The organism is Stenotrophomonas sp. 86428_Sma, from assembly GCF_056481585.1.
On record NZ_CM151156.1, the window covers coordinates 3,231,889 to 3,245,313 of the forward strand.

Genomic DNA, 13,425 nt, shown 5'->3' on the forward strand with positions numbered 1-13,425 from the left:
TGACGCCTGCCATGACGCCTGTCCGCCCTACCCGCCTGTCCGGCCTGGAACCTCTGGTCATCACTCCGGACCTGCTGTTCATCAACGTCGGCGAGCGCACCAACGTCACCGGCAGCGCGCAGTTCCGCAAGCTGGTCAAGGAAGGCCGCTACGAAGAAGCGGTGGACGTGGCCCGCCAGCAGGTGGCCAGCGGTGCGCAGATCCTCGACGTCAACATGGACGAGGGCCTGATCGATTCGGAAGCGGCGATGACCCGCTACCTCAACCTGATCATGTCCGAGCCGGACATCGCCCGTATTCCGGTGATGGTCGACTCCTCCAAGTGGAGCGTGATCGAGGCCGGCCTGAAGTGCCTGCAGGGCAAGAGCGTGGTCAATTCGATCTCGCTGAAGGAAGGCGAGGCGCTGTTCCGCGAGCACGCACGCAAGGTCCTGCGCTATGGCGCGGCCGCGGTGGTGATGGCATTCGACGAAAGCGGCCAGGCTGACACCTGCGCACGCAAAGTCGAGATCTGCACCCGCGCCTACCGCATCCTGGTCGACGAGATCGGCTTCCCACCGCAGGACATCATCTTCGACCCGAACATCTTCGCCGTCGCCACCGGCATCGAAGAGCACGACAACTATGCGGTGGACTTCATCGAAGCCACCCGCATCATCAAGCAGACGCTGCCGCACTGCCATGTGTCCGGCGGTGTTTCCAACGTCTCGTTCTCGTTCCGCGGCAACGAAACGGTGCGCCAGGCCATCCACTCGGTGTTCCTGTACCACGCCATTGCCGCCGGCATGGACATGGGCATCGTCAACGCCGGCGCCATGCCGATCTACGACGAACTGGAACCGGAACTGCGCGAGCGCGTCGAGGATGTGATCCTCAACCGCCGCAGCGATGCCACCGAGCGCCTGCTGGAAATCGCCGAGCGCTACAAGGGCAAGAAGGGCGCGGCGAAGACCGAAGACCTCGCTTGGCGCGAGAAGCCGGTGGCGCAGCGCCTGGCGCACGCGCTGGTGCACGGCCTGGATGCCTTCGTGGAAGAAGACACCGAACTGGCCCGGCAGGCGTCCAGCCGCCCGCTGGACGTGATCGAAGGTCCGTTGATGGATGGCATGAACGTGGTCGGCGACCTGTTCGGCGCCGGCAAGATGTTCCTGCCGCAGGTGGTGAAATCCGCGCGCGTGATGAAGAAGGCCGTGGCCTACCTGCTGCCCTACATCGAGGCCGAGAAGGCGCGCAGTGGCGACACCGCCAAGAGCAACGGCAAGATCATCATGGCCACGGTGAAGGGTGATGTGCATGACATCGGCAAGAACATCGTCGGCGTAGTCCTGGCCTGCAACAACTTCGAGGTGGTCGACCTTGGCGTGATGGTGCCGGCGCAGAAGATCCTCGATGCCGCGCGCGAGCACAACGCCGACCTGATCGGCCTGTCCGGCCTGATCACTCCATCACTGGAAGAGATGAGCCACGTGGCCCGGGAGATGCAGCGCCAGGGCTTCGACCTGCCGCTGCTGATCGGTGGAGCGACCACCTCGCGCGCGCACACCGCGCTGAAGATCGACCCACATTACAAGGCGCCCACGGTGTGGGTGAAGGACGCCTCGCGCGCGGTCGGCGTCGCCCAGTCGCTGATCTCGCGTGACCTGCGCGAGGCCTTCGTAGCCGCCAACGAGGCCGACTATGCCGAGATCCGCGCGCGCCATCGCAACCGTGGCGATGCCAAGCGCCTGGTTTCGCTGGAACACGCGCGTGGGCAGAAATTCCAGGGCGGCTGGGACACCTACACGCCGCCGGCACCGAACCAGCCCGGCCTGCACGTATTTGACGACTACCCGCTGGCCGAACTGGTCGACTACATCGACTGGACGCCGTTCTTCCAGGCCTGGGAGCTGGCCGGCAAGTTTCCGGCCATCCTCACCGACGAGATCGTCGGCACCCAGGCCAGCGATCTGTACAGGGACGCCCGCGCGATGCTTGAGCGCATCGTCAATGAGAAATGGCTGACCGCCAAGGCCGTGTTCGGCCTGTGGCCGGCCAACAGCATCGGCGACGACGTGCGCGTGCAGCACCCGCAGGGCGAGACCACCCTGCACTTCCTGCGCCAGCAGGTGGACAAGCCGGCCGAGCGCCCGGATTTCTGCCTGGCCGATTTCATCGCCCCGGCCGACAGCGGCAAGCAGGATTGGATCGGCGCCTTCGCCGTCACTGCCGGCATCGGCATCGACGCGCACGTAGCGCGCTTCGAAGCCGACCACGATGACTACAACGCGATCCTGCTGAAGGCCCTCGCCGATCGCTTCGCCGAAGCGCTGGCCGAGCGCCTGCACCAGCGCGTGCGTACCGAATTCTGGGGCCATGAGCACGCCGAGACGCTGGACAACGAGGCGCTGATCGACGAGCAGTACCGTGGCATCCGCCCGGCGCCAGGGTACCCGGCATGCCCGGAGCACAGCGAGAAACGGCGCCTGTTCGACCTGCTGCAGGCCGAAGCCAACGCCGGCATGGAACTGACCGAGAGCTTTGCGATGCTGCCTACGGCGGCCGTTTCGGGCTACTACTTCAGCCATCCGCAGAGCCAGTACTTCGTGGTCGGCCGCCTCAGCCGCGAGCAGGTCAGCGACTACGCCCGCCGCAAGGGCGTGGACCGCGCCCAGGCCGAGCGCTGGCTGGCCTCCAACCTCGACTACGACCCCGAATGACACAAAAAGGGGACGGAGGGGATTAAGTCGTTTGTGCCCAAAACGACTTAATCCCCTCCGTCCCCTTTTCGCTTCATCATTGCGCTGGACTTTGACGGTTTCTCGTCCGGTGTCGTTTGCCCTGGTCGGCGCACTGCTGTGCTTCTTCGCACCGAGCCTGCCACTGATCCGCGCACGCCGGAGCCGCTTCAAGGCCTGACGCCGGCGCGGTCCTACTGCTGCAGCAGTACCTGCTGCAGCGACGGCAGCAGCACACGGTTGCCATGCGCGCTGAGGTGATCGCCATCGAAGAACAACGGCCGGCCATCGCGCTGCGCCGGGCACAGCACGTCATCACACAGCACCGGCATCGGATCCCACAGCACACCCCCTGGCAGGCCATCGACCACCTGCTGCAGGCTGCCCAGCATCGGCGCACGGAGCGTTTCCATCGCCTCACGCGTGCTGTCCAGGCCATTGCGGCAGATCTCGTTGCGCGCGTTGAAGCGGTCCGAACAGCGATACGGCGGCGCCGGCAGCACCGGTTTGGGCGCCTCCAGCACAATTCGCACACCGCGCTCGGCCAACGGTTTCCACTGGGTGATCGCCTCGGCCACTTCGGCCTCGCGTCCTGCAGTGGCTTCCGGGGTCACCTCGCCCGCCAGCTGCGCCTGCGCATCGAACAATACGAACTGATCGGACAAGCGCGGTATCCGCAGCGACACCAGCACCACGGCATCACCTGGCTGCGCACGCTGCGTGACATCGGCGAGCATCGCTGCGTCGAAATCACTGCAACCGGCACCCGCGCCGCGCCACTTCTGCAGGCTCACCTGCGGGCATCCACCACGACCGTAGAGAATTACCTCCGAGCCACTCTCAAGCGCCAGCCGCTGCAGCAGCTCGATGTAGGCCATTGCATGCGAATCGCCAGCAACGAACACCTGCTTCGGCGCACCGGCAGGCGCCGGCCGATCGCAGTCACCACGCGCATAGGTCCGCATGCTGCCACCTTCGAAGCGTCGCTTGGTGGTCACCAGGCTGCAGTCGGGATAGTCGCCTGCCACGCTCTTGCCGTTGGGATACCAGTCGCCGGGATGCCGACTGACCGTGCTCAGTGATATCTGCGGTGCCTGCAGGTACAGCAGCGTCTGGGTGCCGGCCGCGACCAGCAGCACAGCCGAACCTGCCAGTACCCAGCGACCCGGGCGCAGACGCTGCGCCAAGGGGCCCCGGAACGGTTGCTCCACCCAGCGCCACGACAACCACGACAGCAGCAGCACCAGCGCCATCGCAGCGCTCATCTGCAGGGGTGTCTGCAGGCCCACGGTCCAGCGCATCAGCACGAATACCGGCCAGTGCCACAGATACAGCGAGTACGACAGCAGGCCGATGGAGCGCATCGGCCTGCTGGCCAACAGGCGTGCCACCCAGGACCGGGGATGATGATGCAGCGCCCACAGCAGGCCTGCCGCCGCAAAGGTCGGCAGCAGGCCATCAGGCCACGGCGAACGTCCGGCCCGTGCGGTCCACAATGCCCAGCACAGCAAGGCCAGCGCCACCATCGCGAGCAGCGAGAACACGGGCGCAGCGCGCTTCAGTGCAATCGTCGTCACCGCATCCACTGGCTGGCGAACATGCAGCAGCTGGAACAGCAGTACGCCAACACCCAGCTGCCACAGCCGCGTAGTGGTGGCGTAGAACGCCCACGATGGCGGCGCCTCGCGCAGGCCCAGCACCGCCGCATGCAGCAGCGACGCCGCGCTGACCACGGCAAACAGGCCAAGGCTGATCCAACGCCCGCGCACGCCGCGCGCCCAGGCCAGGAACAGCAGCGGGAACAGCAGGTAGAACTGCTCCTCCACGCCCAGCGACCAGGTATGGGTATAGGGATTGAATTCGGCCTTGGGCGCGAAATAATCGTTGCCGATCAGCGCCAGCACCCAGTTGCTGAAGCCGAAGAATGCCATCAGCGCGGTCTTGTCACTGGCCTCGCTGAGCCAGGACTCGGGAATGAACAGCACGCTGCCGACGGCGGTCAACAGCAGGCAGCTGATCAGCGCAGGTGCGATGCGGCGGATGCGACGCGAATAGAAGCGCAGCATCGACTGCCACAGCGACAACGGCGGCAGCCGGTGCACCGACGCGCTGACCACGAACCCGGAAATGACGAAGAACACGTCTACGCCGGTGAACCCGCCCGGCAACCAGGCCGGGTCCAGGTGGAACACGATGACGGCCAGCACGGCAATCGCGCGCAGGCCGTCAATGTGCGGCACGTAGCCGCGGCTTGGATCAGCGGTCATCCCTTCCCCCCAACCGCGGAGGCAATGCCGTCCGCGGTGGTTGCGCCTTTACCAGACCAGGTCGTCCGGCACCTGGTACTGCGGATCCGCATACGGATCTTCCTCGGCCGGCGCATTCGGATCGACCTTCAGCGCCACCGAGGCAGCGAACACCGCCTCGGACTGTGCCAGCACGTCGGCCGTTACCAGCAGGTAGCGGCCATTGAGCTGGACCACACCCAGCTCACCGGCATTGAGCGCGGTCAGCTGTTCGGCGGTCACATAGATGCGCTTGATCTTGCCGCCATACGGGAAGTGGCGGGCGATGTCCGCTGCCTCGGCGTTGAGGCTCTTGTCCTTCAGCAGTTCTTCCAGCTTGGCCTTCGCCTCGCGGCGCACGCGTGCTTCTTCCTGCTTCAGGCGCTCGGTCTCGATGCGCTCTTCCTTCTCCCGCTGCGCCCGGATGGCATAGGCCTTGGCCAGGTCCATCTCTTCGGTGCTGCGCGGCTTGCGCGGGCCCTGCTGGCCCTGGCCACCGCGCGCATGCCCGCCGGGCTTGCCCGCGCCATGGCCCTGCCCACGACGCTCACCGGGCTTGTGCTCGCCCTTGCCTGCGCCCTGCGGCTTTCCATTGCCGTTGCCGTTGCCACCCTTGCCCTGCGGGCGGCCATCACGGCGGGGGCCATCATTCTTGCGCTCGGGCTTGGGCGCGGGCTTGAAGCCCAGGCCCATCAGCTGGTCGCGGAGGGTATCGCTCATAGGATTCGGATCAGTAGTGCGGCGGCGGCGGTTCGCTCGCCGGATCGGAAGAATTCAGTGCGTTGCGGACCTTGCCCAGGTCTTCCAGCAGCACGCGCAGCACATCGGCGTTGCGCATGCCCTGCATGCGGGCATCAGCCAGCGCGTCGCTCAGCTCGGCCAGCGCCTGTTCCTGGAAGGACACGCGCATTTCCAGCTCGACCAGGCGCGCTTCCAGCGCCTGCTCGCGTTCAGTGGGCAGATCAGACATGCAACGAGCGCCCCCGGCCAATGCCGTAGTACGCAAGACCTGCGGCTTCCACTTCGCCCGGCTCATACAGGTTGCGGCCGTCGAACACCGCCGCATCCTTCAGCTGCTCGCGCAGCTTCTGGAAGTCGGGGCTGCGGAACTGCTTCCACTCGGTCACCACCACCAGCGCGTCGGCACCCTGCAGTGCTTCATCGGCACTGTTGCAGAACACCAGGTCATCGCGTTCGCCGAAGATGCGCTGCGACTCGTGCATCGCCTCCGGATCGTAGGCACGCACCGTCGCACCGCCTTCCCACAGCTGCGCCAGCAGTCGACGGCTGGAGGCCTCACGCATATCGTCGGTGTTCGGCTTGAAGGCCAGACCCCATACGGCGAAGGTCTTTCCACGCACGCCCTCGTCCTCGCCCTTGTCGTAATGACGCTGGATGAGGGCAAACAGATGACCCTTCTGCGCATCGTTGACCGCTTCAACCGCATTGAGCAGCTTCGGCTCAAGGCCATACTGCTGGGCGGTACGGGCCAATGCCTGCACGTCCTTGGGGAAGCACGAGCCGCCGTAACCGGCACCCGGATAGATGAAGTGCCAGCCGATGCGTGGATCCGAACCAATGCCCTGGCGGACCTGCTCGACATCGGCACCGACGCGTTCAGCGATGTTGGCGATTTCATTCATGAACGAAATCTTGGTCGCCAGCATCGCATTGGCGGCGTACTTGGTCAGTTCGGCCGAACGCACGTCCATTTCCACCACGCGGTCGTGGTTGCGGTTGAACGGCGCGTACAGGCGACGCATCACCGCCACCGACTCTTCGTTCGCCGCACCGATGATGATGCGGTCCGGGCGCATGCAGTCCGCAACCGCATCGCCTTCCTTCAGGAATTCCGGGTTGGACACCACGTCGAAGGCGATGTCCGCGCCACGCGCGGCCAGCTCTTCGGCAATGGCGGCACGCACCTTGTCGGCGGTGCCGACCGGCACCGTCGACTTGTTCACCACCACGGTCGGCACACTCATGTGCCGACCAATGGTTCGGGCTACGGCAAGCACGTATTGAAGATCGGCACTGCCATCCTCGTCCGGCGGCGTACCAACGGCGATGAACACCACCTGACCGTGATCGATGGCGGCCGCGGCATCCGTGGTGAACGCCAGCCGCGCTGCGGCATGGTTGGCCTTCACCATCGGCTCCAGGCCGGGTTCATAGATCGGGATGATGCCCTGGTTGAGGCCATCCACCTTGGCCTGGTCGATATCGACACAGACCACCTGATGACCAACATCGGCCAGGCAGGTACCGGTCACCAGTCCAACGTAGCCGGTACCAAAAATCGCAACGCGCATATCCGTATTCGCTCCTGAATGACTTACGGCAGAACGCCCAGCAGCTCGACGTCGAACGTCAGAGTCGCGTTCGGGCCGATCGGGCCGCCCGGGGTGCCGTTCTCACCGTAGGCGAGTTCGCCCGGGATCCAGAAGCGGTACTTCGAACCGACCGGCATCAGCGCGACGCCTTCGGTCCAGCCCTTGATCACCTGGTCCAGACCGAACTCGGCCGGCTGGCGGCCGTAGGAACTGTCGAACACGGTGCCGTTGAGCAGCTTGCCTTCGTAGTTCACGCGCACCTTGCTGCTCGGCAGCGGGCGCTCGCCGCTACCCGGGCGGATCACCTGGTACTGCAGGCCCGACGAGGTGGTCACCACGCCCGGCTGGGTCTTGTTCTTGGCGAGGAATGCGTTGCCTTCCGTGCGGTTGGTCTGCGCAGCCTGGGCGGCCTTGGCCTGCATTTCAGCCTGCTTGGCACCCATGAAGGCCTGGATGGTGGCGGTCGCGTCAGCTTCCGTCATCTTCGGCTGGCCCTTGGTCAGGCCGGTGCTGATTGCGTCAAACAACGAGGCGACATCGATATCGTCCTTCAGCTGCGCCAGCGACGGACCCACCGAGTAGGAGCCGATCATCTGCGACACCTTGACGCGGTCGACCTTCGGCGGCTGCGAGCCCGGTGCCACGCCCGGCACCTGCTGGCCGCTGCGGGCCATCACGACCTGGCGCAGGGCGGCATCGGTGGCCTTGGCCTGTTCCTGGGTGATCTGCGGCTGCAGGCCCTCGAACGAACGCTCAACGGCGGTGCGCAGGGCGGCCACATCGATCTCATCGGCGATCGGGGTGAACGACTTGGCGACATCAAGGCCGATGGCGTAGCCGAGCTTCTGCTTGGGGGAATTCAAGGTTGCGGTCTCCTTGGCGGCTGCGGGGGCAGCCGGTTGTTGCGACAGAGCGACACCCGAAGTGCCCATCGCCAGAATCAGAACCGACGCCGCGGCGCCGCGCATTCCCATCTTCATTCGCTGCATTCCTGGAAGTGTCTGGGCGCCGACGTCGGCGCGAAAAGAAACATTGTCGCACGCATGCCGTCGATGTCGAGGCATGCGTGCTGGATATCAATGCGTGGCGGCTGCCGCCAGCGCCTTGTCGATGGCCGCGGTCAGCTGCGGATCGTCCGGCGTCACCTTGCTGGCGAACTGGGCAATGACCTTGCCATCGCGGCCCACGAGGTACTTGTGGAAGTTCCAGGCCGGCGCAACGCCGGTCGCTACGGTCAACCGCTGGTACAGCGGCGTGGCCTGCGTGCCGACCACATGCACCTTCTCGAACATCGGGAACTTGACGCCGTAGGTCAGGGTGCAGAAGTCCTGGATCTGCTTCTCGTCACCCGGTTCCTGGCCCTTGAAGTCATTGGAAGGAAAGCCCAGCACCGCAAAACCGCGGCCTGCATAGCGCTTCTGCAGCGCCTCCAGCCCTTCGTACTGCGGCGTGTAGCCACACTTGCTGGCGGTGTTGACCACCAGCAGCACCTGCCCGTGATAGCGCTGCTGCAGATTCACCTGCTGCTTGCTGGCCAACGGCCGGTATTCCAGATCGAGCAGGTCGGCCGCCAGCGCACTGGCGGAACCGGCGGCGCCGGCCACCATCAGGGCCAGCAGGGACAGGCCGCGCAGGCGGCACGGGGAAACGGTCGGCAGGGGCATCAGAGGCGGTCCGCGGTAGCCATTCACAAGGCCCGGCCAGTGCTGGCCGGGAATCGGCCGAACTATAGCACCGGGCTCTGGAGCCCCTGATGGCACAGGTCCATCCCGGGCTTTGCGCGGCGTGGCGAATGTGCTGCCCGGGCGCCATCGAAGGCGCAGTGATGACATAGCATGGACATCACTGAATGGAAGGCCGCCCCGAAAAGCCCCCTGCAGAAGATTCATTTCCCTTTTAAATCAATCGACTAGAGGGATGTTTCAGCAATCTGACCACCCCTGCCATCAGTTGGGGACGGCAAGGGGTTGCACGTAGGCGTGCCGGTGTTATAGTTGCATACAACACCAGTCATCTGAGACAGGGGGAAGCCATGAACGTCCGGATCCGTCGCAACCTCACCGCACCCGCGGCCGTCGCTGTTTCGACCCTGCTCGTGCTGGCCTGGTGGGCCACGCCCACCGCCCCTGTTTCCGCCGCTGCTGAAAGTGCGCAGGACGCGACTCTCTCCCCCGCAGGGAACGCCCCCTCCTCCTCCCCCCTCCCCCGCGTCGGCTGCACAGCGCGCTGTCCATGCCGTATTTCTCGTTCGCCCAGCCGCTGACCCCACGGAGCTGAATATGAGCGACATCCAGTGGAGCGACGGCGCTCCCATCTACCGTCAGTTGAAGGAGCGCGTGATCGCCATGATGCTCGACGGAATCCTCAAGCCGGGCGATGCCCTGCCTTCGGTGCGCCAGGTGGCCGCCGACTATCAACTCAACCCCATCACCGTTTCGCGCGCTTACCAGGAGCTGGCCGACGAAGGCCTGGTCGAGAAGCGCCGCGGCCTGGGCATGTTCATGACCGAGCAGGCGGCCACGCAGCTGCGCAGCAGCGAACGCGACCGTTTCCTCAACGAAGAATGGCCGGCGGTTCTGGAGCGCATCCAGCGCCTGGGCCTGAGCCTCGACGAATTGCTGCCCCAGAGGAAAGTCTGATGAATAGCACTGCAAGTGAGTCGGTCATCACCGCCCGAGGCCTGCGCAAGGCCTACAAGACCACGGTCGCCCTCGACAACGCCAGTTTCAGCATTCCAAGCGGACGCATCGTCGGCCTGATCGGGCCCAATGGCGCCGGCAAGACCACCGCGCTGAAGGCCATTCTTGGGCTGACCTCGGTGGAGGGTGAACTGAGCGTGCTCGGCCGCGACCCGCGACTGCACCGCGACGAACTGATGAACGACATCTGCTTCATCGCCGACGTCGCCGTGCTGCCGCGCTGGCTGAAGGTGCGCGAGGCAATCGATTTCGTGGCCGGCGTCCACCCGCGCTTCGACCGCGCCCGCTGCGAGCGCTTCCTGGCCAACACCAAGCTGCAGCCGAAGCAGCGCGTGCGCGAGCTGTCCAAGGGCATGATCGTGCAGCTGCACCTGGCGCTGGTGATGGCCATCGATGCCCGCATCCTGGTGCTGGACGAGCCGACCCTCGGCCTGGACATCCTGTACCGCAAGGAGTTCTACCAGCGCCTGCTGGAAGACTACTTCGACGAACAGAAAACCATCATCGTCACCACCCACCAGGTGGAGGAGATCGAGCACATCCTCAGCGACGTGATGTTCATCCGCGATGGCCGCATCGTGCTCGACGCGGAAATGGACGACGTCGGCCAGCGCTATACCGAGCTGCTGGTCAATGCCGACCAGCTGGACACCGCGCGCGCCCTGAAGCCGATCGACGAGCGCAGCCTGGCGTTCGGCAAGACGGTGATGCTGTTCGATGGCGTGCCGCGCACCCAGCTTTCCTCTCTCGGCGAGACCCGCATCCCGGGCCTGGCCGACCTGTTCGTCGCCATCATGAAGGGGACCTACGCATGAATGCCGTCAACCACCCCATCAGCCCGATCGGCACCCTGCGCTGGCTGCTCAAGCGCGAGTACTGGGAGAACCGCGGCGGCTTCCTGTATGCCCCGTTGATCGCGGGCCTGATCTCACTGGTGATGAGCATCGCCGGCATTGCCTTCGGCCTGTTCGCGCTGAACCGTGCAGCACGCGACGGCGGCCTGCACATCGATGGCGAGAACGTGAACATCAACGGCCTGAACCTGGCCCTGCTCACCCGTGACATCAGTGCCAAGGACCTTGCTGATCTTGGCAACGGCCTGGATCTGACTCTGGTACTCAGTTCAAGCTGGCCGTTCGTGGTGCTGGCCTTCGTCGTGTTCTTCTACTGCCTGGGCGCCCTCTACGACGATCGCCGTGACCGCAGCATCCTGTTCTGGAAGTCGTTGCCGCTGTCGGACACGCAGACCGTGCTGTCCAAGGTGATCAGCGCACTGATCGTGGCACCGTTGATCGCGGTCATCGCCGGCATCCTCACCATGTTCGGCTTCATGCTGATCATCAGTGCCGTCGCGCTGCTGCACGGTGGCAGCCCGATGACCCTGATCTGGGGCCCGGCCAGCCCGCTGACCCTGGCCGCTGGACACCTGGCCTGGATTCCGGTCTATGCCCTGTGGGCCCTGCCCACCGCCGGCTGGCTGCTGCTGTGCTCGGCATGGGCCAGGAGCAAGCCGTTCCTGTGGGCGGTGATGTTGCCGCTGTTTGCCGGCATCATTGTCAGCTCCACCAAGATGATGCCGCTGTTCGGCCTGACCACCGGCTGGTTCTGGCAGAACATCGTCGGCCGCCTGCTGCTGGGCGGCGTGCCCGGCATGGACCTGCTGTATCGCCTCGGCGCCGACGAAGCATCGCGCCGCGATCTGGACTCGGTCGTCAGCCTGATGTCCCCCGCCTCGCAGCTGAAGTCGCTGGCGATGCCGGAGCTGTGGATCGGCGCCGTCGTCGGTGCAGTGTTCATCTTCCTTGCCATCCGCCTGCGCAAGCGCGCCGGCGAGATCTGATCCCATCCATCCGGAGGCACCACTCATGCGTTCTTTGCTCGCCTGTTCTGCGTCGTTGCTGTTGCCGTTGTCGGCGCTGGCCGCCGATGCTCCGAACTGCAAGTTCACTGCCGCCCGCGCACTGAAGCTGGACGTGGCTGGTGCCAGGACGGTGGTGTTCGAGGTCAACCAGCATGACCTGAAGGTGGTCGCCAGCGCTGGCGGCGGCCAGCTGGACGGCCGCGCCTGCGCGTCCAGCCAGGAATGGCTGGACCAGCTGGTGCTGGAGCAGCGCAAGGTCGGCGACAAGCTGGTGGTGAGCCTGCGCCGCGACGGCCGCCAAAGCGGCATCAGCCTGGGCAACAGCTACGCCTGGCTGGATATCCGTGGCAGCGTGCCGGACAACATGCCGCTGCAGTTCAAGATCGGCTCGGGCGATGCCAGCGTGGAGAACGCACAGTCGCTGAGCGTGGATGTGGGTTCCGGTGATGCCGTGGTCCGCGGTACCCGCGGCAGCATCCACGCTGCAGTGGGTTCGGGCGACCTCAACATCGATGGCGGCAGCTCCCTGAATCTGCTGTCGCTGGGTTCCGGCGACGTCACCGTACGCAACATCAGCGGCGATGCCAGCACCGGTACCGTCGGCTCCGGTGACCTGAAGATCAGCGATGTGCGTGGCAACGCGCGGCTGGATACCGTGGGCTCGGGTGATATCGAGTTCAAGCGCGTGCAGGGCAGCGTTGAAGTGGGCGTGGTTGGCTCCGGCGGGGTCGATCTGGCCGACATCGGCGGCAATGTGCATGTCCGCAGCCACGGCTCGGGCGACATCAACGTCGACGGCGTGCGCGGCACCCTGACCGTCGACCACAGCGGCAGCGGTGACGTCGATCATCGCAACGTCAGCGGCCGGGTCACTCTGCCGCGCAGCAAGTAAACCCTCTTCCAGACACTACCAGGGGAACACCATGAACCTGTTGCGCCTGTTGCCCGCTGTGCTGCTGTCCCTGCCGCTGATCGCCTGCGGCGGCACGTCGTCAGCACCCGACAAGACCGTTGGCAAGAGTGTGGCCGAAGCCACAGGCGGCGTCGGCGAGACCGTCAGGAACGCGATGGACGATGCCCGCAAGGATATCACCCAGGGCAACATCAAGATCTCGGCGGACAAGCAGCCGCGTGCGGAGATCACGCCGGATGGCCGCCTGCTGATCGCGGGCAAGGAGATCGCCGCCAACGATATCCAGCGCCGTCATCTGCAGGACTACCGCGGCCACGTGGTCGCCATCGCGATGGACGGCATGGATGTCGGCCTGGCCGGCGCCAAACTGGGTGCCAGTGCTGCCGGCGAAGCGCTGAAGGGCATTTTCAGTGGCGACAGCGAAGGTGTCGAAAAGCGCATCAATGCCGAAGCCGAGAAGATCGAAGCCCAGGCCAAGCGCATCTGCGACCGCCTTCCGGCGATGCTGGCCAGCCAGCAGGCGCTCGCACGTGAACTGCCGGCATTCAAGCCCTACGCGACCATGGACCAGGGCGACGTGGACGACTGCGGCAAGGACACCGTGGTCCAGCGCTAGGCCT

The 13,425-nt window shown here is 65.4% G+C and carries 12 protein-coding genes; 6 read left to right on the forward strand and 6 right to left on the reverse strand.

The window, feature by feature from the left end:
* Nucleotides 1-11: 11 nt before the first annotated feature.
* Complete coding sequence (gene metH / locus ACZK3J_RS14900) at nt 12-2,696, forward strand: methionine synthase (protein ID WP_478476027.1); 2,685 nt, start codon at nt 12-14, stop codon at nt 2,694-2,696.
* A gap of 212 nt (nt 2,697-2,908) precedes the next feature.
* On the opposite strand, the gene ACZK3J_RS14905 is transcribed toward metH, so the two are convergent.
* The 6 genes from ACZK3J_RS14905 to ACZK3J_RS14930 form a co-directional block, all read right to left on the reverse strand.
* The gene (locus ACZK3J_RS14905) at nt 2,909-4,981 is read right to left on the reverse strand and encodes an acyltransferase family protein (protein WP_478476028.1); all 2,073 of its coding nucleotides are present in this window, start codon (nt 4,979-4,981) and stop codon (nt 2,909-2,911) included.
* A gap of 48 nt (nt 4,982-5,029) precedes the next feature.
* The gene (locus ACZK3J_RS14910; RefSeq protein ID WP_032127660.1) at nt 5,030-5,719 is read right to left on the reverse strand and encodes a DUF2058 domain-containing protein; all 690 of its coding nucleotides are present in this window, start codon (nt 5,717-5,719) and stop codon (nt 5,030-5,032) included.
* Between the two features lie 10 nt (nt 5,720-5,729).
* Nucleotides 5,730-5,969, reverse strand: coding sequence for a SlyX family protein (locus ACZK3J_RS14915; protein WP_019660397.1), 240 nt, complete (start codon nt 5,967-5,969; stop codon nt 5,730-5,732).
* Nucleotides 5,962-7,311 (reverse strand): UDP-glucose dehydrogenase family protein, encoded by a 1,350-nt coding sequence (locus ACZK3J_RS14920; RefSeq protein WP_032127659.1) that lies wholly within the window; start codon nt 7,309-7,311, stop codon nt 5,962-5,964. The genes ACZK3J_RS14915 and ACZK3J_RS14920 overlap by 8 nt, the downstream gene beginning before the upstream one ends.
* A gap of 23 nt (nt 7,312-7,334) precedes the next feature.
* Entirely contained in the window at nt 7,335-8,312 is a 978-nt protein-coding gene (locus ACZK3J_RS14925; protein ID WP_019337358.1) for an FKBP-type peptidyl-prolyl cis-trans isomerase N-terminal domain-containing protein, read from the reverse strand.
* Nucleotides 8,313-8,408: 96 nt separating this feature from the next.
* Nucleotides 8,409-8,996 (reverse strand): glutathione peroxidase, encoded by a 588-nt coding sequence (locus tag ACZK3J_RS14930; protein ID WP_049463149.1) that lies wholly within the window; start codon nt 8,994-8,996, stop codon nt 8,409-8,411.
* A gap of 615 nt (nt 8,997-9,611) precedes the next feature.
* Here ACZK3J_RS14930 and ACZK3J_RS14935 point away from each other — a divergent pair.
* The 5 genes from ACZK3J_RS14935 to ACZK3J_RS14955 are packed head-to-tail and all read left to right on the forward strand — an operon-like array spanning nt 9,612 to nt 13,421.
* Nucleotides 9,612-9,971: a GntR family transcriptional regulator gene (locus ACZK3J_RS14935; RefSeq protein WP_134951802.1), complete on the forward strand. Its 360-nt coding sequence runs from the start codon at nt 9,612-9,614 to the stop codon at nt 9,969-9,971.
* Nucleotides 9,971-10,846 (forward strand): ABC transporter ATP-binding protein, encoded by an 876-nt coding sequence (locus ACZK3J_RS14940; RefSeq protein ID WP_032130455.1) that lies wholly within the window; start codon nt 9,971-9,973, stop codon nt 10,844-10,846. The genes ACZK3J_RS14935 and ACZK3J_RS14940 overlap by 1 nt, the downstream gene beginning before the upstream one ends.
* Nucleotides 10,843-11,871 carry an ABC-2 transporter permease gene (locus ACZK3J_RS14945; RefSeq protein WP_201116784.1) on the forward strand — a complete coding sequence of 343 codons (1,029 nt, stop codon included), beginning with the start codon at nt 10,843-10,845 and terminating at the stop codon, nt 11,869-11,871. The genes ACZK3J_RS14940 and ACZK3J_RS14945 overlap by 4 nt, the downstream gene beginning before the upstream one ends.
* Before the next feature lie 25 nt (nt 11,872-11,896).
* Nucleotides 11,897-12,784, forward strand: a complete 888-nt coding sequence (locus tag ACZK3J_RS14950) for a DUF4097 family beta strand repeat-containing protein (RefSeq protein ID WP_478476029.1) — start codon at nt 11,897-11,899, stop codon at nt 12,782-12,784.
* A gap of 31 nt (nt 12,785-12,815) precedes the next feature.
* Complete coding sequence (locus tag ACZK3J_RS14955; protein ID WP_049463146.1) at nt 12,816-13,421, forward strand: YggN family protein; 606 nt, start codon at nt 12,816-12,818, stop codon at nt 13,419-13,421.
* Nucleotides 13,422-13,425 lie beyond the last annotated feature (4 nt).